Here is a 21588-nt window from a genome sequence, read left to right as displayed (position 1 = left end):
GCACCATGGCCCGGCCACCCCGCGCCCGTGAGGCGATCCTCGATGCCTACGAGAGCATCCTCATCGACGAGGGCGAACGCACCGCGACACTCGACGCCGTCGCGCGCCTCGCCGATGTCTCGAAGGGCGGACTGCTCTACCACTTCGCCTCGAAGGACGCCCTCGTGCACGGTGCGATCGAACGGCTCGACCAGCTCGTCGACGACGACGTCGCGGCGATCGAAGCCGCGGGCGACGACGCGGTCGAGTACTACATCCGCACCTCGGTCGCGCTGCAGAGCCCCCTCGATCGCGCGTTCGTCGCAACGGCCCGACTCGCCCAGGGCGGCGACGTCGCAGCCCAGGAGGCGCTGCAGCGGTGCCGTGATCGCTGGCGCGAGGCGATCGCCCGCTCGGTCGCCGACCCCGGGGCCGTGCTCGCCATCGCCCTCCTCGGCGACGGGATGTACTTCAACACCTCACTGCACGTCCAGGGCGAACACGGCGGAGTGACCCTCTCCCCCGCCGAGGTCGATTCCCTCGTGCGCATCGCGCGCGGCATCGCGGCGACCGGGAACGCCTGACGCGTCATCCCTGCGCCCCGGGAACAGCGCAGCGGGCGGCCGCCTCTCGGCGACCGCCCGCTGACTGCTCGGTGACCGACTACTCGGTGATGTCGACCTCGACGAGGGTGTGCGCCTCGATCGCGGCGCTCACGCGCTCGAGCACCTCGGCGGGGACCACCGAGTCGACGGTGAGCACGCTGAGAGCGGGGCCGCCGGCCTCACGACGCGCGATCTGCATGCCGGCGATGTTGATGCCGGCCTCGCCGAACTCGCGACCGTAGACCGCGACGATGCCCGGGCGGTCGGTGTACTGCATGATGATGTGGCTCTTCGCGAACGGCACCTCGACGTCGTAGCCGTTGATCGCGACGATCTTCTCGATCTGCTTGGTGCCCGTCAGCGTGCCCGACACCGAGATCTGCTCGCCGTCGGCGAGAGCACCGCGGAGCGTGATGACGTTGCGGTACTCGGGCGAGTCGGAGTCGGTGATGAGACGCACGGCGACACCGCGCTGCTCGGCGAGGAGCGGCGCGTTGACGTACGACACGGTCTCGCTCACGACGTTCGAGAAGACGCCCTTGAGTGCGGCGAGCTTCAGCACGCTCACATCGTAGTCGACGAGCTCGCCGCGCACCTCGACGTCGAGGCTCGTGAGCGGGCCGTGCGCGAGGCCGGCGAACAGCTGACCGAGCTTCTCGACGAGGGGGATGCCGGGACGGACGTACGGGTCGATGACGCCGCCCGCGACATTCACCGCGTCGGGAACGAGCTCACCGGCGAGGGCGAGGCGCACCGACTTCGCGACGGAGACACCGGCCTTCTCCTGCGCCTCGTCGGTCGACGCACCGAGGTGCGGCGTGACGATGATGTTGGGGAGGCCGAGGAGCGGCGACTCCTTCGGGGGCTCGCTCACGAAGACGTCGAGACCGGCGCCCGCGATACGGCCCGAGACGAGGGCGTCGTGCAGCGCCTCTTCGTCGATGAGACCGCCACGTGCGACGTTGACGATGTACGCACTCGGCTTCATCAGGTCGAACTGCTCGCGGCCGATCATGCCCGTCGTCTCGGGCGTCTTCGGCATGTGGATCGTGATGAAGTCGCTGCGCTCGAGCAGTTCGTCGAGCGAGACCGTCTGCACGCCGAGCTGCTGGGCGCGCGCCGCGGTGATGTAGGGGTCGTACGCGATGACCTCGGTGCCGAAGGCCTGCAGTCGGGCGGCGATGAGCGCGCCGATGCGGCCGAGGCCGATGATGCCGATCGTCTTCTCGTAGAGCTCGGTGCCCGTGTAGGCGGAGCGCTTCCACTGACCCTGAGCGAGGGCCGCGTGAGCGGCGGGGATGTGACGCGCGAGGCTCAGGATGTGACCGACCGTGAGCTCGGCGGCCGAGATGATGTTCGACGTCGGTGCGTTCACGACCATGACACCGGCGGTCGTCGCCGCTTTGATGTCGACGTTGTCGAGCCCGACGCCCGCACGCGCGACGACCTGGAGCTTCGGGGCCGCGGCGATCGCCTCGGCGTCGACCTTCGTCGCCGAGCGCACGAGGATCGCGTTGGCGTCGGCGAGAGCGGCGAGGAGCGCGGGGCGATCGGTGCCGTCGACCGAGCGGATCTCGAAGTCGGGGCCGAGCGCATCGACGGTGGCGGGAGAGAGTTCTTCGGCGATCAGCACGACCGGCTTAGTCACGAACGGGTCCTTCTTCAACTTCGACGTGCGACGAGGCACGCGGACAGAGGGCGTGCACGCCGTCGTGTACACCGATACCGCAGACACTCTACTGGAGTCGGAGACGCTCCCCCGACGTGTGACATCAGGCGATGAGCGCGCCCGGTCCGAAGAGCATGACGACGTCGAGGTACAGCACCGCCGAGACGGCGAGGCCCGTCACGTAGAGCGCGATGCGCACGGCGAGCGGCCGACGTCGTCCGATGACGAAGGCGAGCGCGAACAAGCCGATCGGAAGGAGGATCGCCGCGATCAGCACGACCCAGCCCGTCGACGAGAGCGTCGAATCGAGGGCCGCGGCGTACTGCGTCAGACCGACGAGGTTACCGACCGCCTCCCACGCGTCGTAGGCGTAGAAGAGACCAAAGAAGACGGCGAGGGCCACGTCGAACCCGAAACGCACGCCGCGCGAGCGGGGCTCGGCGCCCGGCGTCGCGACCTCGCCGGTCACGAGGTGATCCCGGCGACGAAGGGCACGGGCACGAGCACGACGGCCCCGATGACGAGCCACACGATGCGACGGCGCGCACCCGACTCGGTCGCGAGGAGCGTCGTCGCGAACCACGCGGCCGGCGCGAGCACCGCGAACCAGAGGCCGAGCGTGAACATGAACTGCGCGACGGCGTCGACGCCCGGGTTCGGCACCCGGAGAGCCGAGAAGATCCAGCCGATCGTGTACAGCAGGTACACGCCGCCGAAGACGCCGAAGAGGATGAGCGTCGCCGAGCTCGGCTGCGAGGCGTCGACGGCCTCGTCGGAGTGCGGCTCGCGCGCGTCATCCGTCTCGGTACCCGTACCGGCCGCCTCGGCAGCCGTCGGCGGCGCCGGAACGGACGTGCCGACGGTCTTCCACCCGGGAGCGAGCGTCGGGTCGTCGTCGCCCTCCCAGCTCAGGGCATCGTCATCGCGATCGCGCGTCATGCTCTCACCCTACCGACGCCGGGACGACGAAACGGGCCGGGGAGAACCCCGACCCGCTTCGACGTGCTGATGACTAGCGCGCGACGGAACCGTCGGTGTAGTCGTCGTCTTCCTGCTTCCACGCGAAGAGGGCGCGGAGTTCCTTGCCCGTCTTCTCGATGGGGTGGTTCTCACCCTTGGCGCGGAGCTCGAGGAACTCGGGGGCGCCGTTGTCCTGGTCGGAGATGAAGCGCTCGGCGAAGGCACCCGACTGGATGTCGGCGAGCACGGCCTGCATGTTCTCCTTGACGTGCGGGTCGATGACGCGCGGGCCCGAGACGTAGTCGCCGTACTCAGCGGTGTCGGAGACCGACCAGCGCTGCTTGGCGATGCCGCCCTCCCACATGAGGTCGACGATGAGCTTGAGCTCGTGGAGGACCTCGAAGTACGCGATCTGCGGCTGGTAACCGGCCTCGGTCAGGGTCTCGAAGCCGTACTGGACGAGCTGTGAGACACCGCCGCAGAGCACGGCTTGCTCGCCGAACAGGTCGGTCTCGGTCTCTTCGGTGAAGGTCGTCTTGATGACGCCGGCACGCGTGCCGCCGATGGCCTTCGCGTACGACTTGGCGAGGTCCCATGCGGTTCCCGACGCGTCCTGCTCGACGGCGATGATGTCGGGGATTCCGCGACCGGCGACGAACTCGCGACGGACGGTGTGGCCCGGGGCCTTGGGAGCGACGAGGATGACGTCGACGCCCTCGGGAGCCTCGATGTAGCCGAAGCGGATGTTGAAGCCGTGGCCGAAGACGAGCGTCTTGCCCTCGGCGAGCTGGTCCTTGATCGACTCGGCGAAGATGTGGCGCTGGTGCTGGTCGGGAGCGAGGATGACGATGACGTCGGCCCACGCTGCGGCGTCCGCGACGTTCGACACCGTGAAGCCGGCCTCCGAAGCCTTCTGGATCGACTTGGAGCCGTCCTTCAGGCCGACACGCACCTCGACACCCGAGTCGCGCAGATTCTGCGCGTGGGCGTGGCCCTGCGAGCCGTAGCCGATGACGGCGACCTTCTTGCCCTGGATGAGCGAGAGGTCGGCGTCCTTGTCGTAGTAGATCTCAGCCATTGCTGTCTTTCTCTCCTTGGTTGTGCAGGCGACGGAGCGTCGCTCCACCCGCGGTGAATCGTAGGTCAGTTCTTGAAAACGCGCTCGGTGATCGACTTGCCGCCGCGACCGATCGCGAGGAGGCCCGACTGGGCGATCTCCTTGATGCCGTAGGGCTCGAGCACCTTGAGGAGTGCCGTCGTCTTGCCGGAGTCGCCGGTGACCTCGATCACGAGGGCGTCGGTCGACACGTCGACGACACGGGCACGGAAGAGGTTCACCGCCTCGAGTACCTGGGAGCGGGTCGTGTTGTCGACCTTCACCTTGATGAGCAGGTGCTCGCGCTGCACCGACTGCGCGGGGTCGAGCTCGACGATCTTGATGACGTTGACGAGCTTGTTGAGCTGCTTCGTCACCTGCTCGAGAGGCAGCTCGTCGACGTCGACGACGACGGTGATGCGCGAGAGGCCGGGGATCTCGGAGTGGCCGACGGCCAGGCTCTCGATGTTGAAGCCGCGACGGGCGAAGAGACCCGCGACACGGGTCAGGAGACCCGGCTTGTCTTCGACGAGAAGACTCAGAACGTGGCTGGTCATGGTCTAGTCCTCCTCGTCGAATGCGGGGCTGTGGTCACGGGCGTACTGCACGAAGCTGTTCGAGACGCCCTGCGGCACCATCGGCCAGACCATCGCGTCGGCGCTCACGACGAAGTCGATCACGACGGGGCGATCGTTCGTCTCGAGCGCGAGCTTGATGGCGGCGTCGACCTCCTCCTCCTTCGTGACGCGGATGCCGAGAGCCCCGTAGGCCTCGGCGAGCTTCACGAAGTCGGGCACGCGGATCGAGTCGTGACCCGTGTTGAGGTCGGTGTTCGAGTAGCGGCCGTCGTAGAAGAGGGTCTGCCACTGGCGCACCATGCCGAGCGACGAGTTGTTGATGACCGCGACCTTGATCGGGATCTTGTTGATCGTGCAGGTCGCGAGCTCCTGATTGGTCATCTGGAAGCATCCGTCGCCGTCGATCGCCCACACGACGCGGTCGGGCTGGGCGACCTTCGCGCCCATCGCCGCGGGAACCGAGTAGCCCATCGTTCCGGCGCCGCCGGAGTTCAGCCACGCGTTCGGACGCTCGTACTTGATGAACTGCGCCGCCCACATCTGGTGCTGACCGACGCCCGAGGCGTAGACGCCCTCGGGGCCCGTGAGCTCGCCGATGCGGCTGATCACGTGCTGGGGGGCGAGCAGCCCGTCGGTCGTCGGCGCGAACCCGAGCGGGAACTCGGCGCGCAGACCGTTCAGGTAGGTCCACCAGTCGGTGATGTCGGGGGTCGTCTCGCGCTTCGCCTCGAGGTACGCCGCCGTGAGGTCGACGAGCACATCCTTCGCGTCGCCCACGATGGGCACGTCGGCCGTGCGGATCTTCGAGATCTCGGCGGGGTCGACGTCGACGTGCACGACCTTGGCGTTCGGCGCGAAGAGCGCGGCCTTGCCGGTCACGCGATCGTCGAACCGGGCGCCGAGCGAGACGAGGAGGTCGGCCTCCTGCAGGGCGAGCACGGCGGGCACGGTTCCGTGCATTCCGGGCATGCCGAGCTGCTGCTCGTGCGAGTCGGGGAAGGCACCGCGTGCCATGAGCGTCGTGACGACGGGAGCACCCGTCGCCTCGGCGAACGCGAGGAGTTCGGCCGAGGCGCCGGCACGGATGACTCCGCCGCCGACGTACAGCACGGGCTTCTTCGCCTCGACGAAGAGCTGCGCGGCCGCGACGACCTGCTTGCCGTGGGCCTTGGTGATCGGACGGTAGCCGGGAAGGTCGAGCTTCGGCGGCCAGCGGAAGTCCATCATGTCCTGCTGCGCGTCCTTCGTGATGTCGACGAGGACGGGGCCGGGGCGACCGGTCGTCGCGATGTGCGCGGCGGCCGCGATCGTCGCGGGGATCTCGGAAGCGTCCTTCACGAGGAAGGAGTGCTTCGTCACCGGCATCGTGATGCCGACGATGTCGGCCTCCTGGAACGCATCGGTTCCCATGAGCGTCGAGAACACCTGGCCGGTGATCGCGAGCAGCGGCACCGAGTCCATGTGCGCGTCGGCGATGGCCGTGACGAGGTTCGTCGCACCGGGGCCCGACGTCGCGATGCAGACGCCGAGCTTGCCGCTCGAGGACGCGTAGCCCTCGGCGGCGTGGCCGGCGCCCTGCTCGTGGCGCACGAGGATGTGCCGGATCTTCTTGGTGTCCATCAGGGGGTCGTAGACGGGCAGGATCGCACCGCCGGGGAGACCGAAGACATCGGTCACACCGAGCATCTCGAGAGAACGGACGACGGCTTGGGCGCCGGTCATCTTCTCGGGTGTTCTCGGGGAGGCGGGCGACGGCACGGGGATCGAATCCGTGGTCATTGATTCCTCTTCACGGTTGTGTCAGCTCACGGCTGGAGTACGGATGATGGAGCGCGGACTCAGCCCGTCGTTGCGCCTTCTGCGGCAGAGCGAACGAGCTTCGAGTACTTCGCGAGGACGCCACGGGTATAGCGCGGGGGAAGCGGGGCCCAGCCTTCACGGCGGGCGGCCAGCTCAGCTTCATCGACAAGTAGGTCGATCGAGCGAGCTGCGATATCGACCCGTATGAGATCACCATCGCGCACGAAAGCAATCGGACCAGCGTCGACGGCTTCAGGAGCTATGTGGCCGATGCACAGTCCGGTTGTGCCGCCTGAGAATCGACCGTCCGTCAATAGTAGTACATCCTTGCCGAGCCCGGCGCCCTTGATGGCGGCCGTGATGGCGAGCATCTCGCGCATTCCCGGGCCGCCCTTCGGGCCCTCGTAGCGGATGATCACGACGTCGCCGTGAGTGATCTTGCCCTCGGTGAGCGCGTCCATCGCTGCGCGTTCGCGCTCGAAGACCCGGGCGGGACCCTCGAAGACGGCGACGTCGAATCCGGCGGTCTTGACGACGGCGCCCTCGGGGGCGAGCGAGCCGTGCAGGATCGTCAGGCCACCGGTCTTGTGGATGGGGTTGTCGAGCGTGCGGATGACGGTGCCGTCGATGGGGTCAGGGTTCAGCGCCTCGAGGTTCTCGGCGACGGTCTTGCCCGTGACGGTGAGCGCATCGCCGTGCAGGAGGCCCGCGTCGAGGAGGGCCTTCATGATGACGGGGATGCCGCCGTGGCGGTCGACGTCGTTCATGACGAACTGTCCGAAGGGCTTGAGGTCGCCGATGTGCGGGACCTTGTCGCCGATGCGGTTGAAGTCGTCGAGCGTGAGATCGACGTCGGCCTCGCGAGCGATCGCGAGCAGGTGCAGCACGACGTTCGTCGAGCCACCGAGCGCCATCGCGACGGTGATGGCGTTCTCGAACGCCTTCTTCGTCAGGATGTCGCGCGCCGTGATGCCGAGACGGAGGAGGTTGACGACGGCCTCGCCCGAGCGGTGCGCGAAGTAGTCGCGGCGACGGTCGGCCGAGGGCGGCGACGCCGATCCGGGGAGGCTCATGCCGAGGGCCTCGGCGACCGATGCCATCGTGTTGGCGGTGTACATGCCGCCGCAGGCGCCCTCGCCCGGAGCGATGGCGCACTCGATGCGCTTGAGGTCTTCCTCCGACATCGTTCCGGCCTTGCACGCACCGACGGCCTCGAAGGCGTCGATGATCGTGACGTCCTTCTCGGTTCCGTCGGAGAGCTTGACCCAACCGGGTGCGATCGAACCGGCGTAGAGGAAGACGCTCGCGAGGTCGAGGCGCGCGGCGGCCATGAGCATGCCGGGCAGCGACTTGTCACAGCCCGCGAGCAGCACGGAACCGTCGAGGCGCTCGGCGCTCATGACGACCTCGACCGAGTCGGCGATGACCTCGCGCGAGACGAGCGAGAAGTGCATTCCCTCGTGGCCCATCGAGATTCCGTCCGAGACGGAGACGGTGCCGAACTGGAGCGGGTAGCCGCCGCCCGAGTGCACGCCTTCCTTCGCTCCCTGCGCGAGCCGATCGAGGCTCAGGTTGCAGGGCGTGATCTCGTTCCACGAGCTGGCGATGCCGATCTGGGGCTTCTCCCAGTCTTCGTCGCCCATTCCGACAGCACGCAGCATGCCTCGGCTCGTCGTGGCTTCGATGCCATCCGTGACGACCCGACTGCGTGGCTTGATATCAATCTCCGACATGCCACGAGTCTATTGCGATCGGAGGGTCTCCCCCGCCGCGCTCAGGGGCGGCCGGAGCGCTTGGCCGAGAGACGCTCGAGCACCTCGACGATCTCTTCGGGGCCGCGGACACGGTGACCGGCGAGCGTCTTGCCCCGGCCGATCTTGACTCCGACGTCGCCGTCGCCGAGCACGGCGAAGGCGTCTTCGTCGGTCTCGTCGTCGCCCGCGTAGAAGACCGCGGTCGCACCGGTGTGCTGCTTGAGGCGCAAGAGCGCGTCGCCCTTGTTGCCCGCGCGCACGGCGAACTCGACGACGTTCTTGCCGCCGCGGACGGTCAGATCGGGCAGCGCGGCCTCGACATCGGTGCGCACCTTCGTCTGGAGCGCGGCACCGGCGGCCGGCGGCATGAGCCGGGTGTGCAGAGCGAGGCCCGCGGGCTTCCGCTCGAGCCAGGCGCCGTCGACGCCGTCGGTGAGCGCGCCGAGCATGCGCGAGAGTTCCCCGAGGTTGTCGAGTTCGTGCGAGAGCAGGTCGAGTTCGACCTCGCTCGCCCCGAGTCGGAGCTCGATGCCGTGCGAGCCGGTCAGCAGCACGCCATCGGGAGCCTCGGAGACCTCGGCGAGGCTCTCGAGCGCTCGTCCCGACACGAAGGCGATGCGGGTGTCGGGCAGGGCGAGGAGCGAGAGGATGCCGGCGCGGGCCCCATCGAGCGCGCGAGCCTCTTCGGGCCGGTCGACGTGCGGTGCGATCGTGCCGTCGAAGTCGAGCGCGACGAGGAGCCGATCGGTGTCGGCGAGTCGCGAGAGGGCGGAATCGAGGGAATCGGGAACTCCGGGCACGACACTTGCACTTCCTGTCAGGGTGTCGAGGAACGACGCCGACCAGCGGGCGACGTCGTACTCACGGACACGTCGGCGGAGGGCTCGCATACGCCGAGCACGCTCGCGCTTCGGCATCGATGCGGCCTCGATGATGGCATCCTTCAGCCCCTCGATGTCGTGGGGGTTGACGAGGATCGCCTGCTTGAGCTCGTCGGCGGCGCCGGCGAACTCGCTGAGCACGAGGACGCCGTCGTTGTCGCCCGTGCACGCGACGAATTCCTTCGCCACGAGGTTCATGCCGTCGCGGAGCGCGGTGACGAGCATGACGTCGGCGGCGAGGTAGAGAGCGGCCATCTCTTCACGGGGGTAGCCGTGGTGCAGGTACGACACGGCCTGGTGGCTGAGCGTCGAGTAGTCGCCGTTCAGGCGTCCCACCTGCAGCTCGATCTCGTCGCGCAGCTGGCGGTACGTCTCGACGCGTTCTCGCGACGGGCTAGCGACCTGGACGAGGACGGCGTCCTCCACGCTCAGGCGACCGTCGCGGATGAGTTCGCCGAAGGCCTTGATGCGGTGGCGGATGCCCTTCGTGTAGTCGAGCCGGTCGACGCCGAGCATGATCGTCTTCGGATTGCCGAGACCCTCGCGGATCTCCTTCGCCCGCGCTTGCACCTCGGGTCGGGCCGCGAGCTCCTCGAAGCTCTCGGTGTCGATCGAGATGGGGAAGTGCCGCGCGACGACGCGCCGTACCTCGCCGTCGGCGTCGGGCACCTCGATGATCGTGCCTCGCGTCGCGTACCCGAAGAGCCGGCGCACGGCGCGGGAGAAGTTGCCCGCATCGGCGGCGCGCTGGAAGCCGATGACGTCGGCGCCGAGCAGACCCGCGAGCACCTGGCGTCGCCAGGGCAGCTGCGAGTAGATGCCGTATGCCGGGAAGGGAATGTGGTTGAAGAATCCGATGACGAGGTCGGGCCGCACCTCGCGGAGCATCTGCGGGACGAGCTGCAGCTGGTAGTCCTGCACCCAGACGACGGCGCCGACGTCGGCCGCTCGTGCCGCAGCCTCGGCGAAGCGGCGGTTGACGCGCACATAGGCATCCCACCACTCGCGGTGGTAGGTGGGGGGCGCGATGACGTCGTGGTAGAGCGGCCAGAGGGTGTCGTTCGAGAAGCCCTCGTAGTAGTCCTCGAGTTCGGCGGCCGACAGCGGCACGGGGACGATCGAGATGCCGTCATTCTCGAAGGGGTCGAACTCTCGGTCGGCGACGCCCGCCCAGCCGATCCATGCGCCGTCGGACTGCTTCATGACGGGCTCGAGCGCCGTCACGAGACCACCGGGCGAGGTGCGCCACAGTGTCTCGCCGTCGGGGCCCTCGACGTAGTCGACGGGCAGACGGTTCGAGACGACGATCATGGAGTAGACGGCGTCGATGGGCGCAGAGGGCGCCGTCACGGGTGACTCGGTCATGGAGGGCGATCCTTCCGCCGGGCCGATCGAAGCGGGCCGACTCGCCTTCAGCTTAACAGCAGCGGGTCGGGTCCGCTGGGTGCTCCCGTGCACTCATCTAGGCTCGGAGCCATGTCTTCCGCCCCGCCTCTCCGCCCGGTCGTCGCGGTCATCCCCGTCTTCAACGCCCCCGACGACCTCGCCGACCGCCTCGTCGAGATCGCGGCACAGGTCGAGCGCATCGTCCTCGTCGACGACGGCACGCACTCGCTCTCGGAGTCACCGCTCGCGTCGAGCGACGGAATCGACCTCGTCGAGCTCGACCACAACGGCGGCATCGCCCGGGCGCTCAACGTCGGCATCCGCCGTGCCATCGCCGGTGGAGCCGCGTCGATCCTCACGCTCGATCAGGACTCGGCGCTCGACCCCGACTACGTCGATGCAGCCCTCGGCACCATCGAGGCCGCTCGCGCGAGCGGCGCACGAGTCGCGTTCGCCGTACCGGCGATCGTGGGAGGCGCGCCCATCCTCCGCGGCCGCGGCGCGAACGGCGAGGAGATCGCGTTCGATCCGATCCAGTCGGGCGCCGTCATCCCCGTCGACGTGATCGAGACGGTCGGCGGGTTCGCCGAAGCGCTCTTCATCGACGCCGTCGACAGCGACTTCACGCTGCGCGCCCGGAGCGCGGGCTACGAGGTCGTCATCATCGAAGGCACGGCGATGGGGCACGCGCTCGGCGACCTCGTGCCGATCACGTTCTTCGGCCGGGCGCTCGTGCTCGGTGGTCGGCCGCGGCACGTGATCTACCACTCGCCGTTCCGCACGTACTACATGGTGCGCAACAGCATCTATCTCGTGCAGGCGCACGGTCGCGGCAACGTCGCCTGGCACGCGAAGCGATGGTCGAAGCTCGGCTCGATGATCGTCGCGGCGATCATCCTCGCCCCCGGGCGCGGTCAGCAGGTGCGCGCTGCCCAGCTGGGCCTCCGCGACGGCCTGCAGAAGCACTTCGGCAAGGTGAAGCCCGCGACGCTCGCTCGCATCGCGAACCGCCGGCGGGCGTCGAACCGCGCGTAGCACGCGATCCGACGCCCATCCGGTCGCGTCAGCCGAGGACGGCGGCGGCGAACCCGAAGCTCCGCGCGCCGCGCTTCTTCCCGACGACGGCGAGCGCGATGAGCGCGGCGACGAGGGCCAACACGACGAGGAGCGCTGCGGACGCCGCGGCGCCCCCCGCACCCGAGATGATCGCCTGCATGCCCGAGACGGCCCACGTGAGCGGCAGCAGCGGACTCACGAATTGCACCGGCGCACTCAACATCTCGACCGGGTAGAGGCCTCCCGCGGCGATGATCTGCAGCGTCAGCAGCACGAGCGAGACGATGAGGCCTGCTCGGCCGAGCCAGACGGTGAGCACGTAGTGCACCGCCGTGAAGGCGAGGGCGATGACGGCGGCGAACGCGAGGGTCTGCGGCAACAGGGTCCACGAGACGCCGAGCGCGGTGTGGAGGAGGGCCACGACGGCAACGACCTGGGCGAGCGCGACGAGACCGGCACGGAGGAGGCCACGACCGACGATGCGCGCGGTGCTCGCGGTGCTCTGCAGTGCGGGCACCGTGACCGGTCGGAAGACGAGGAAGATCGCGAGCGCGCCGATCCAGAGGCTCACCGGCAGGAAGAGCACTCCCACGACGCCGCCGAGCGAGTCGATCGGGTTCTCACGCTCGGCGCTGACCGTGACCGGTTCTGCGACGACGTCCGCCGTCGCTTCCGCGTCGATGTCGCCGAGCACGGAAGCCTGTTCGGCTCCCGTCGTCAATCCGGAGGCGAGTTCGGTCGCGCCGCCCGAGAGCTGCTGGGCGCCCGTCGCCGACGCGGAAGTACCCGTGGCGAGCGTGTCGAGCCCGCTCGCGAGCTCCGACACGCCGGAGGCGAGCGCGTTCCCGCCGTCGCGCACGGCGGCCGACCCGGCGGAGAGCTGCTGGGCGCCGGTCGCGAGCTGACCGATGCCGCCCTGCAGCTCGGAGACGCCCGCAGCGGTTCCCGCGACGAGTTGGTCGCCACCCGCGGCGAGCGCAGAGAGGCCCTGGCCGAACTCGGCGACGCCGGCGGCAGCCTGACCCGACGGGTCGAGGGCGAGGAGCGGTTGCAGACTTCGTGAGAGCTGCGCGTACCCCGCACTCGCCGCGGCGACGTTGCCGACGTACGACGACACCCCGTCGGTGAGCCCCGAGAGCCCGCCCGCCTGCTGCTGCAGTTGGCCCACGCCGCCCGCGAGCGTATCGACGCCCTGCGTGTAGGTCGTGACGCCCGACGCGAAGTCGCGCGCACCCGACGCGGCACCGGCGGCACCGGATGCCGCTTCGGCCGTTCCCGCGGAGAGCTCGCCGAGTCCGCTCGCGAGCGACGAGACACCCGAGGAGATCTGTGTGGCGCCATCGGCGGCATCCGAGAGCGAACCGCCGACCCCGGCGAGGTTCTCGTAGAAGCCCGTCAGGTACTGGGCGGTGATCTCACGACCGAACGCCGTCGACATCGCGTCGCCCACCGACTGGGCGACGGAGCCCGCGAGGTAGGCGTGCGCATCGTCTGTGACGATCGAGAGGTCGGCCTGAGTCGGGGCGTCGCCCGAGAGCGACGTGACCGACGCCGAGAAGTCGGACGGGATCGTGAGCACGGCGTACGCTCCCCCGTCGCGGAGGGCCGCAGCGGCCTCGTCGGAGTTCGAGATCGTCCAGCGGAAGCCCTCGACGTCGGGCGACGTGAGCTCGGTCACGAGCTGGCGGCCAGCGAGGATGGGGGTCTCTTCGCCGTCGGCGCCCGTCATGGTCACCATCGTGTCGTTGTTGACGACGATCGCCGGCACGGCCTCGAGCCTGCTGCCGTCACCGCCGATCGCTCCCGACACGATGCCGGCGACACCGAGGGGCACCGCGATGACCGCAGCCAGGATCACGGCGATGCGGCCGCGGCGTTGCCCCGGCGTGCGGCCGAGGAGTCGTTCGAGTCGTGCGGTCATCGGAGTGCCGCCTTCCGGGAGTACGAGGACAGATCGAGGGAATGGATGTCGCGTGCGCCGATGTCGCCCGTGGTGATCGAACTCTCGCCGATCAGCAGCACGAGTGTCGTCGTCGACGGCAGGAGGCGGTCGAGCACGTTCGAGAGACGTCGGCCACCGGCATCCGTCGGCTCGTCGTCGCCGAGTTCGACGACGAGCACGCCCGGCTTCTCGGCGAGGGCGGCCGTGATGAGCGCGGCTGCACGCCCGACCGGGCTGAGGGCGGCGAGGCTCGTCGTCTCGCCGACGCTCGGCTCACCGAGCGCCTCGGCGAGCCGGGACGACCAGGTGCGCACGGTGCCCGCCGAGCGGCCGAGGGCGTACCACGCGCCCGACGCGCTGACGCGTTCGCTGATGACTTCGCCGACCGTGAGCGCGCCCGCGGCGGACTCCCCCGACGAGACGTCGACGAGGGCGACCCGGCGGAGCGCCGCACTCGACTGCGAGGGAAGCGCGAGCCCGAGCACCTGCAAGCGACCCGATGCCGGTGCGAAGCGTCCGCCGAGGGTCGCCGCGACGACGCGTCGCTCGGTCTGTGCGCCCGCCGCGACGAGCACGGAGCCCGCCTCGACGGAGACATCGATCGGACCGATCGGCGCCTCGGCGAGACCGAAGACGACGCCCTCCGACGAGATCGCTCCGCGCTGGCCGGTCGCCCACTCGACGTCGTCGAGGTGGGAGCGGAGCCCCTCGCCCTCGATGTCGACGTTCGGCAGCAGGCGGTCGAGCCACTTCGGCAGCCACCACGCGCCGCGACCGGCGAGGGCCATCGCGGCGGGCACGAGTGTCATGCGCACGAGGAACGCGTCGAAGGCGACACCGATGGCGAGCGCGAAGGCGATGCCCTTGATGACGCCCGCCCCTTCGGGGACGAAGGCGAAGAAGACGAAGAACATGATGAGGGCCGCGGCCGTCACGACACGTGCAGCGTGCTGGAAGCCGTGCACGATCGACTCGCGCGCCTTGCCCGTCTTCACGTACTCCTCGCGCATGCCCGAGACGAGGAACACCTCGTAGTCCATCGCGAGACCGAAGAGCACCGCCATCAGGAGGATCGGCAGGAAGCTGAGGATCGGCCCGGGCTGCTCGATGTGCAGGAGGTCGGCGAACCAGCCCCACTGGAAGATCGCGACGGTCGCTCCGATCGCTCCGAACGCCGAGAGGAGGAAGCCGAGGGCCGCCTTCACGGGCACGAAGAGCGAGCGGAACACCATCATGAGCAGCAGGATCGACAGGCCGACGACGATGAGCGCGAACGGCACGAGCGCGTCGGAGAGCCGGTTGGAGATGTCGATCGAGATGGCCGTGTAGCCCGTGACGGCAATGGGGGTGCCGAGGTCGGCCTCGATCGACGGCGCGAGGTCGCGGATCGCCTGCACGAGATCCTTCGTCGCGGGGTCGTCGGGAGCGGTCTCGGGGGTCACCTGGATGATCGCCGTGTCGACGGTCTCGTTCGGCAGTGCGTCGCCGACGTTCGCGACGCCGTCGAGGTCGCCGATGCGGGCAGCGATGTCGTCGAGGTCGTCGAAGATGTCGGTCGTCTGCGTGATGTCGACGGTGACGATGAGCGGGCCGTTGTAGCCCGGCCCGAAGCCCGTGTCGATGAGTTCGAAGGCCTCGCGCTGCGTCGAGCCGGCGGGCTCGGCCGCACCGGTCGGGAGGTTGAGGTCGAGGCTGAGGGCGGGGATCGCGGCCGTGCCGAGGATGCCGACGACGGCGATCACCGCGACGACGGGGGCCTTCAGCACGAGGTTCACCCACCGGCGTCCGAGGGTCGGCTTGCTGCCGTCATCCGTCGCGAGGGCGCGGCGCGACGCGCGGCTGCCGGCCTTCGGGACGAGGCGCGTGCCGGCGAGGCCGAGGAGGGCGGGCAGGAGCGTGACGGCGCAGATGATCGCGAGGAGCACGGCGAAGGCGGCTCCGATGCCCATGACGCTGAGGAACGGGATGCCGACGACGAGCAGACCGAGGAGGGCGATGATCACCGTGATGCCGGCGAAGACGACCGCGCTTCCCGCCGTCGCGACGGCCTCACCAGCGGATTCCTCCGGGTCCATGCCCTTCGCGAGCTGGTTGCGGTGCCGCGACAGGATGAAGAGCGCGTAGTCGATGCCGACCGCGAGCCCGAGCATGACCGCGAGCATGGGGGCCGAGCTCGAGACGGTCGTGAACGCCGAGACGATCGAGATTCCGCCGAACGCGGCTCCGACACCGACGAGGGCGGTGAGGAGCGGCATTCCCGCGGCGAGGAGCGACCCGAAGGTGATGACGAGCACGACTCCGGCGAAGAGCACACCGAGGGCCTCGGTGATGGTGAGGCCGAACGCCGTCTCCTGGAACACCTCGCCGCCGTAGGCGATCGTGAGGCCCGCATCTTCGGCGATCGGAGCCGTCGCGACCACCTCGTCGATCATCGTGTCGGTGACGTCGGTCGTCTGGCCGTCGAACTGCACCTGCACGAACGCGGTGCGGCTGTCGTCGGAGATCTGCTTGCCCGCGTACTCGTCGAAGGGCGTGAGCACGCTCTCGACTCCGTCGACCTCGGAGAGGGCCGCACCGAGGTCGACGATCGCCTCGCGGTAGGGCTCATCCTCGACGGAGTCGCCCTCGGGAGCCTGGACGACGGCCTTGGCGGACGCGCCGGCCGTCTGGGGGAAGACGGCGGCGAGGTGGTCGATCGCGAGCTGCGACTCGGTGCCGGGGATCGCGTACGACTCTTGCGGCTGGCCGCCGAGACCGACGCCGAGACCGACGAGGGCGCCGAGAGCGATGAGCCAGGTGACGATGACGAGCCACGCGCGGCGGAAGGCGAAACGGCCGAGGCGATGGAGGAGGAGGGCCACGGTGGTCCTATCGGTTGATGAGGGCGAGGAGCTCGCCGATGACGGTGATGAGGGCGTCGCGGGCGTCGTCGACGGGCACGATGTCGCCGAGGTCGGGGAACGTCATGTCGGCGACGAGGATGAAGGCGGCACCGCCCAGGGCGACGCCGAAGCGCATGCGGTCGACCGTCGAGGCGTGTTCGTCGCAGACGGCGTCGCCGAGTGCGGCGACGACCGCGTTGGCCCGATCGATGATGGGGATGCCGCGGAGCGAGCTGCCCTGATTGATGAACGTGTGCACTTCGAGACGGTGGCGGATGAGGAAGTCGACGAACTGTTCGATGAACGCGGCTCGCGCCTCGTCGGAGCGCCCGGCGGCGATGTACTCCGAGAAGAGCACCTCGAGGGCGTCGACGGCGGGAGCGATCGCGGCCTCGAGCAGGGCCTCCTTCGACGCGAAGTGGTAGAGCACGCTCGACTTGGAGTACCCGGCGATGTCGGCGATCTGCTGCAGCGACGCCCCGGCGAAGCCGACGGTCGCGAACTGCTCGATCGCGATCAGGCGGAGCTCGTCGTGCGCGCGCAGACGTGTACTGGAATCGACAGAGGGCATGGATCGAGGCTAACTTGACCGATCGGTCAGTTCCTGCACGATCGGTCAGACTCTCGGGGATCTCTCAGCGGAGCGATACGGGCAGGTAGCGTTGACCCATGCGAAAGTACCTCTTCAGCGGAGCCGTTCTCGGTGCGATCTTCAGCGGGATCGGCGTCATCAAGTCGACCGCGAGCGGACCGCGCGACTGGCGCCTGCTCCTCATGTGGGTCTCGTGGGCCGCGAGCCTCGCCGTCGCCATCGGAACAGTCGCCGAAGACGCCCGCGACGGCGAAATCGGAGAATAACTCACACCCCGAGCCCTCCGGCGGCGTGTCTCCCCCGATCACAGCGGAATTCCGCGAGACTGAGGGGCAGTTGAACCACCGAACGAGAGGGGTCGCCATGTTCGGACGTCGCCGACGACAGCGAGCCGAAGTGAGCCCCGTTCCCGTCGTCAACGAATACTCCGGCGAACAGCTCTTCGATCTCGTCAATTCGCGCCTCGCCGACATCATCGGCGTACACGGTCAGTGGACCCTCGTCCGCCGCACCGATGACGACACCGACGAGATCTTCCACGCGATGCTGACGCATCAGATCGCCGCCGAACTGACGCACGCCTACCTCGCCGACCGCTCGGCCCAGCGCGTCGCCGCGGGCGCCGAACCCCTCGCCCTCGGCTGGACGCCGGCCCCGCTCGTCGTGCACACGGATGCCGCCGATCGCGAGCCCGACATCGCGCCCGTCGCCGGTTTCCCGCAGACGCCGATCCACTCGGCGGCCTGAGAACCCGCGACGCCAGCCGATAGCATGGCGCCGACGCACCACGGGGTGCTCGGAGAGGCGACGCCATGTGCACGAGTTTCCAGCTGAGAGCCGACGACGGCAGCGTCTGCGTCGGACGCACGATGGAGGTCCCCGACATGCTCGGCGCGAAGCTCACCGTCATCCCCGGCGGCCTCACGCTGACGTCGACGGCTCCGAGCGGCGCTGGCGTCTCATGGACCACGCGGTACGGGGTCGTCGGCATGGACGTGATCGGGCAGGCCCACCTGCTGACGGACGGCATGAACGAGGCCGGCCTCTACGCGGGCGCCCTCTACATGCCGGGCTTCGCCTCGTACGAGCAGCCGGGTGACAACGCCGGGTCGACCCTCGACGTGCTCGACGCCGTCGCCTACGCACTCACGACGAGCGCGACCGTCGCCGAGGTGTTCGACGCTTCCTCCGCGCCGCCGCGTACGTCATGACCCTCGAGCAGCCCGCCGATGCGACAGAGCTCGAGCACCTCACACTGCACGCGCTCAACAACTTCGACATCCCCGTCGGCATGATGACGGGTGTGGCCGCGACGGGCGTCGAGCAGGACGACCAGACGAAGTGGGTGAGCATCGCGAGCCTCAGCGCGCGCCGCTACATCGTCCGCATCCAGTCGAATCCGACGCCCGTCGTGGTGGATCTCGCGTCGCTCGATTTGACGGGCGACGCGCCCCGCCAGCTCGACCTCCTTCCCGGAGAGTTCACGCCGGTCACCCTCTGACGCCTCGGCGGGTGTGCATTCACGGAGCACCCGACCTACGGTGGAGTGATGCCTTTCTCCATCGATTGGGACTCCTGGGCCGGCGCCGTCGTGGCCGTGCTCCTCGCACTCGTCGGGGCGGCGGCCGCCGTCGCGCTCGTCCGCGCCGCTGTCATCCTCGTGAGCCGCAAGGTGCCCTGGATCCGAGATCTCGGGCGTCGCGCACGGAATGCGGGCCTCGTCGTGACCGGCATCGTCGCCGTCTGGATCGCCTGCTCGACGAGCGTCGTCGCCGCACAGGGCTGGTGGCCCGTCGTCTCTCGCCTCTTCCTCATCGCCACGATCCTCTCGGGCGCCTGGCTGCTCGCCGCTCTCGCCTCGTTCGGCTTCGAGCGCCTCATGGGCCACGAGCGGAAGGTGCTCACGGGGCCCGAGTCACGGCGGAGGACAACCCAGCTCCTCGTCATCCATCGCCTGACCCTCGTGCTCATCGCGATCATCGCCCTCGGAACCGTGCTCTTCACGTTCCCCGAGATGCGCGCCGTCGGAACGAGCCTCCTCGCCTCGGCCGGAATCGTCAGCATCATCGCCGGTCTCGCGGCGCAGTCGATCCTCGGCAACCTCATCGCGGGCATACAGGTCGCCTTCACCGACGCGATCCGCGTGGGCGACGTCGTCGTCGTGGAGGGCGAGTGGGGTCGCGTCGGCGAGATCAACCTCTCGTACGTCGTCGTCTACATCTGGGACGAACGGCGCCTCGTCGTGCCGTGCAACTACTTCACGACGACGCCGATCGAGACGTGGACGCGGCGCTCCGACAAGATCCTCGGCACGGTCTTCATGGACCTCGATTGGCGGGTTCCGATGGACGCCGTGCGAGCAAAGTTCCACGCGATCGTCGAGGCCTCCCCCGCGTGGGACGGCCGCGCCGCGAGCGCCCTCGTGACCGACTCGGTCGGCGGATTCGTGACCGTGCGCTTCGTCATGTCGTCGAAGGACTCGGGCGACCAGTGGGACCTCCGCTGCGAGGTGCGCGAGAAGCTCATGACGTGGCTGCAGCAGGAGCACCCCGAAGCGCTTCCGACGTCGCGGCTCGTCGTCGAGGATCGGGCCGCGTAGGAGCGCGATCCGCGAACGGATGACGCGAGCCGATCGCTCTCGAAACGAAGAAACGCCCCGAACCTGGCGAGAGGTTCGGGGCGTTCAGTGCACCCCCTCGGACTTGAACCGAGAACCCACTGATTAAGAGTCAGTTGCTCTGCCGATTGAGCTAGAGGTGCATTTCATTCACCGAGGCGAACGAGGGTCTACGTTAGCACCCGAATACGGCTGAGCGCCAATCGGCGCCGCGGCGTGTCAGCCGGTAGCCTCGACGGGTGACCGACGCGCACTCCGATGACCTCCGACTCGCCCTCGAACTCGCCGATCTGGCCGACGCGATCTCGCTCGAGCACTTCCGCGCTCGCGACCTCGAGGTCTCGACGAAGCCCGACCGTTCCTACGTCACGGAGGCCGATCTGGCCGTCGAACGCGCACTCCGCGATCGTCTCGCCGACGCACGCCCGGGCGACGGCATCTTCGGCGAGGAGTTCGGCGTCGAGGGCGATTCGCGTCGGCAGTGGATCATCGACCCGATCGACGGCACGGCGAACTACCTGCGCGGCGTGCCCGTGTGGGCGAGCCTCATCGCCCTCGCGATCGACGGCGAGGTCGTCGCGGGAGTCGTGAGCGCTCCGGCCATGGATCGCCGCTGGTGGGCCTCGCAGGGGTCGGGCGCCTGGACGACGTCATCCGTCGCCGAAGCGGGCGCGACGGCCGACGACAGCGCTCCCCGTCGCATCCGCGTGTCGGGCGTCGGTGAGCTCGGCGACGCCTCGCTGAGCTTCCAGAGCCTCGCCCAGTGGGATGACGCGGGCTACCTCGACCGCCTCCTCGCGCTCTCGCGCCGAGTGTGGCGCGACCGGGCCTACGGCGACATGTGGTCGTACATGCTGCTCGCCGAGGGGCTCATCGACATCACGGGCGAGTTCGACGTGAAGCCCTACGACCTCGCCGCCGTCGCGATCGTCGTGGAGGAGGCCGGCGGCCGGTTCACCTCGGTCGATGGCGAGCCAGGGCCCTGGCACGGCAACTCGCTCGCGACGAACGGGCTCCTGCACGACGTCGCCCTCGACGCACTGCGCTGACCGCCCCGCGTTCACCGATTCATCACGAGCGTGTCCCCCAAAAGGGCGACACGATCCGATAGCATCTGGTGGTCGGTTTCACGTTTCACTCGTGAACCGCGCTTCTCCCGGCCGTCCCTACACGAAACCAGAGGACTCTTCACGTGACCAGAAACCGCTTCCCCGCGCGCATCGCACTCATCGCCGCCGCCGCGACCATCGGCCTCGCCCTCTCCGGCTGCAGCGCCATTGAGGGCCTCCTGCCGAAGGAGCAGGCGCAGCGCGACGACGAGACTCAGGAGATCGTCGAGGGCGGCCAGGCCGATGTCTTCACGATCGCCGTGGGCGACTGCCTCAACGAGGTGACCGACGCCGAGGTCTCCGAGGTGCCGACGGTCCCCTGCTCCGAGCCGCACGACGAAGAGGTCTACTTCGACTTCCAGCTCGAGGGCGACGAGTGGCCGGGCGACGAAGCGATCCTCACCGAGTCGCAGACGCGCTGCGCCGCCGAGTTCGAGACCTTCGTCGGCTTCCCCTACGCCGACTCGACGCTCGACTTCTACCCGTACACGCCGACCGAGGCCGGCTGGAACGAGATCGACGACCGCACCGTCTCGTGCGTGATCTACGAGGTCTCGGGCGAGCAGATCACCGGCAGCCTCGCGGGCGCCGCACGGTAGTCGCGACGGGCGGATGACCGTTCGCCCGCCGCACGCAGAAGAGGGTCGCCCGCGGGCGACCCTCTTCTGACTCTGCAGTGCGA

Annotated in this window: 20 protein-coding genes and 1 tRNA gene; 9 read left to right on the top strand and 12 right to left on the bottom strand. The window is 69.0% G+C overall.

What is annotated here, in order from left to right; translation table 11 throughout:
* The first annotated feature begins 5 nt into the window (after positions 1-5).
* Positions 6-563, top strand: coding sequence for a TetR/AcrR family transcriptional regulator (locus tag BJ972_RS01015; protein ID WP_129176558.1), 558 nt, complete (start codon positions 6-8; stop codon positions 561-563).
* A 79-nt stretch (positions 564-642) separates the two neighbouring features.
* Here the strand turns inward: BJ972_RS01015 and serA are convergent, their stop codons facing one another.
* The 8 genes from serA to BJ972_RS00975 all read right to left on the bottom strand — a co-directional run bounded on the left by serA (position 643) and on the right by BJ972_RS00975 (position 10687).
* Positions 643-2232: a phosphoglycerate dehydrogenase gene (serA, locus tag BJ972_RS01010; RefSeq protein ID WP_129176556.1), complete on the bottom strand. Its 1590-nt coding sequence runs from the start codon at positions 2230-2232 to the stop codon at positions 643-645.
* Between the two features lie 124 nt (positions 2233-2356).
* The gene (locus tag BJ972_RS01005) at positions 2357-2722 is read right to left on the bottom strand and encodes a bacitracin resistance protein (protein ID WP_129176554.1); all 366 of its coding nucleotides are present in this window, start codon (positions 2720-2722) and stop codon (positions 2357-2359) included.
* Complete coding sequence (locus tag BJ972_RS01000) at positions 2719-3192, bottom strand: DNA polymerase III subunit gamma/tau (RefSeq protein ID WP_129176552.1); 474 nt, start codon at positions 3190-3192, stop codon at positions 2719-2721. The genes BJ972_RS01005 and BJ972_RS01000 overlap by 4 nt, the downstream gene beginning before the upstream one ends.
* Positions 3193-3265: 73 nt before the next feature.
* Positions 3266-4291, bottom strand: a complete 1026-nt coding sequence (gene ilvC / locus BJ972_RS00995) for a ketol-acid reductoisomerase (protein ID WP_129176550.1) — start codon at positions 4289-4291, stop codon at positions 3266-3268.
* A 65-nt stretch (positions 4292-4356) separates the two neighbouring features.
* Entirely contained in the window at positions 4357-4866 is a 510-nt protein-coding gene (gene ilvN, locus BJ972_RS00990; protein ID WP_129176548.1) for an acetolactate synthase small subunit, read from the bottom strand.
* A 3-nt stretch (positions 4867-4869) separates the two neighbouring features.
* Positions 4870-6666, bottom strand: coding sequence for an acetolactate synthase large subunit (locus BJ972_RS00985; RefSeq protein WP_129176546.1), 1797 nt, complete (start codon positions 6664-6666; stop codon positions 4870-4872).
* 59 nt (positions 6667-6725) lie between these two features.
* Positions 6726-8420, bottom strand: coding sequence for a dihydroxy-acid dehydratase (gene ilvD / locus BJ972_RS00980; protein ID WP_129176545.1), 1695 nt, complete (start codon positions 8418-8420; stop codon positions 6726-6728).
* Positions 8421-8461: 41 nt separating this feature from the next.
* Positions 8462-10687 (bottom strand): bifunctional alpha,alpha-trehalose-phosphate synthase (UDP-forming)/trehalose-phosphatase, encoded by a 2226-nt coding sequence (locus BJ972_RS00975; RefSeq protein ID WP_129176544.1) that lies wholly within the window; start codon positions 10685-10687, stop codon positions 8462-8464.
* 111 nt (positions 10688-10798) lie between these two features.
* On the opposite strand from BJ972_RS00975, the gene BJ972_RS00970 reads away from it, so the two are divergent.
* Complete coding sequence (locus BJ972_RS00970; protein WP_129176543.1) at positions 10799-11743, top strand: glycosyltransferase; 945 nt, start codon at positions 10799-10801, stop codon at positions 11741-11743.
* A gap of 28 nt (positions 11744-11771) precedes the next feature.
* Here BJ972_RS00970 and BJ972_RS00965 read toward each other — a convergent pair whose 3' ends face one another.
* The 3 genes from BJ972_RS00965 to BJ972_RS00955 are packed head-to-tail and all read right to left on the bottom strand — an operon-like array spanning position 11772 to position 17159.
* Positions 11772-13685, bottom strand: a complete 1914-nt coding sequence (locus BJ972_RS00965) for a YhgE/Pip family protein (RefSeq protein ID WP_129176542.1) — start codon at positions 13683-13685, stop codon at positions 11772-11774.
* The gene (locus tag BJ972_RS17615; RefSeq protein ID WP_129176540.1) at positions 13682-16567 is read right to left on the bottom strand and encodes an MMPL family transporter; all 2886 of its coding nucleotides are present in this window, start codon (positions 16565-16567) and stop codon (positions 13682-13684) included. Before BJ972_RS17615 ends, BJ972_RS00965 begins: the two co-directional genes overlap by 4 nt.
* Positions 16568-16574: 7 nt before the next feature.
* Positions 16575-17159 carry a TetR/AcrR family transcriptional regulator gene (locus BJ972_RS00955; RefSeq protein ID WP_129176538.1) on the bottom strand — a complete coding sequence of 195 codons (585 nt, stop codon included), beginning with the start codon at positions 17157-17159 and terminating at the stop codon, positions 16575-16577.
* Positions 17160-17257: 98 nt separating this feature from the next.
* Between BJ972_RS00955 and BJ972_RS00950 the strand changes: the two genes are divergently transcribed.
* From BJ972_RS00950 to BJ972_RS00930, 5 genes are all read left to right on the top strand, one after another.
* Entirely contained in the window at positions 17258-17446 is a 189-nt protein-coding gene (locus tag BJ972_RS00950; RefSeq protein ID WP_129176536.1) for a hypothetical protein, read from the top strand.
* Between the two features lie 130 nt (positions 17447-17576).
* A complete protein-coding gene (locus tag BJ972_RS00945; protein WP_129176534.1) occupies positions 17577-17927 on the top strand; it encodes a hypothetical protein in 351 nt (116 codons plus the stop codon).
* Between the two features lie 65 nt (positions 17928-17992).
* Positions 17993-18391, top strand: coding sequence for a linear amide C-N hydrolase (locus BJ972_RS00940; protein WP_129176532.1), 399 nt, complete (start codon positions 17993-17995; stop codon positions 18389-18391).
* Positions 18388-18681 (top strand): Ntn hydrolase family protein, encoded by a 294-nt coding sequence (locus BJ972_RS00935; protein WP_129176530.1) that lies wholly within the window; start codon positions 18388-18390, stop codon positions 18679-18681. Before BJ972_RS00940 ends, BJ972_RS00935 begins: the two co-directional genes overlap by 4 nt.
* A 48-nt stretch (positions 18682-18729) precedes the next feature.
* Positions 18730-19779 carry a mechanosensitive ion channel family protein gene (locus BJ972_RS00930; protein ID WP_129176528.1) on the top strand — a complete coding sequence of 350 codons (1050 nt, stop codon included), beginning with the start codon at positions 18730-18732 and terminating at the stop codon, positions 19777-19779.
* An 88-nt stretch (positions 19780-19867) separates the two neighbouring features.
* Here BJ972_RS00930 and BJ972_RS00925 read toward each other — a convergent pair.
* Positions 19868-19940 (bottom strand) — tRNA-Lys (locus BJ972_RS00925).
* A gap of 96 nt (positions 19941-20036) precedes the next feature.
* On the opposite strand from BJ972_RS00925, the gene BJ972_RS00920 reads away from it, so the two are divergent.
* Together BJ972_RS00920 and BJ972_RS00915 are read left to right on the top strand one after the other, a co-directional pair.
* Entirely contained in the window at positions 20037-20846 is an 810-nt protein-coding gene (locus BJ972_RS00920) for an inositol monophosphatase family protein (RefSeq protein WP_129176526.1), read from the top strand.
* A gap of 143 nt (positions 20847-20989) precedes the next feature.
* The gene (locus BJ972_RS00915) at positions 20990-21505 is read left to right on the top strand and encodes a septum formation family protein (RefSeq protein ID WP_129176524.1); all 516 of its coding nucleotides are present in this window, start codon (positions 20990-20992) and stop codon (positions 21503-21505) included.
* The last annotated feature ends 83 nt before the right edge of the window (positions 21506-21588 follow it).

Origin of the sequence: Agromyces atrinae (assembly GCF_013407835.1) — a bacterium.
Classification (GTDB): domain Bacteria; phylum Actinomycetota; class Actinomycetes; order Actinomycetales; family Microbacteriaceae; genus Agromyces; species Agromyces atrinae.
Note: the sequence above shows the minus strand (reverse complement) of the source record. Positions and strands in the feature narration are given on the sequence as shown.

Bases quoted from the DNA above. Each gene is read 5' to 3' on its own strand.
- BJ972_RS01000 (WP_129176552.1), bottom strand. From the start codon at position 3,192: ATGACGCGCGATCGCGATGACGATGCCCTGAGCTGGGAGGGCGACGAC.
- ilvD (WP_129176545.1), bottom strand. From the start codon at position 8,420: ATGTCGGAGATTGATATCAAGCCACGCAGTCGGGTCGTCACGGATGGC.
- BJ972_RS00985 (WP_129176546.1), bottom strand. From the start codon at position 6,666: ATGACCACGGATTCGATCCCCGTGCCGTCGCCCGCCTCCCCGAGAACA.
- ilvC (WP_129176550.1), bottom strand. From the start codon at position 4,291: ATGGCTGAGATCTACTACGACAAGGACGCCGACCTCTCGCTCATCCAG.
- BJ972_RS00955 (WP_129176538.1), bottom strand. From the start codon at position 17,159: ATGCCCTCTGTCGATTCCAGTACACGTCTGCGCGCGCACGACGAGCTC.
- BJ972_RS00930 (WP_129176528.1), top strand. From the start codon at position 18,730: ATGCCTTTCTCCATCGATTGGGACTCCTGGGCCGGCGCCGTCGTGGCC.
- BJ972_RS00965 (WP_129176542.1), bottom strand. From the start codon at position 13,685: ATGACCGCACGACTCGAACGACTCCTCGGCCGCACGCCGGGGCAACGC.
- BJ972_RS01015 (WP_129176558.1), top strand. From the start codon at position 6: ATGGCCCGGCCACCCCGCGCCCGTGAGGCGATCCTCGATGCCTACGAG.
- BJ972_RS00975 (WP_129176544.1), bottom strand. From the start codon at position 10,687: ATGACCGAGTCACCCGTGACGGCGCCCTCTGCGCCCATCGACGCCGTC.
- BJ972_RS00935 (WP_129176530.1), top strand. From the start codon at position 18,388: ATGACCCTCGAGCAGCCCGCCGATGCGACAGAGCTCGAGCACCTCACA.
- BJ972_RS00940 (WP_129176532.1), top strand. From the start codon at position 17,993: ATGTGCACGAGTTTCCAGCTGAGAGCCGACGACGGCAGCGTCTGCGTC.
- BJ972_RS00970 (WP_129176543.1), top strand. From the start codon at position 10,799: ATGTCTTCCGCCCCGCCTCTCCGCCCGGTCGTCGCGGTCATCCCCGTC.
- BJ972_RS00950 (WP_129176536.1), top strand. From the start codon at position 17,258: ATGCGAAAGTACCTCTTCAGCGGAGCCGTTCTCGGTGCGATCTTCAGC.
- ilvN (WP_129176548.1), bottom strand. From the start codon at position 4,866: ATGACCAGCCACGTTCTGAGTCTTCTCGTCGAAGACAAGCCGGGTCTC.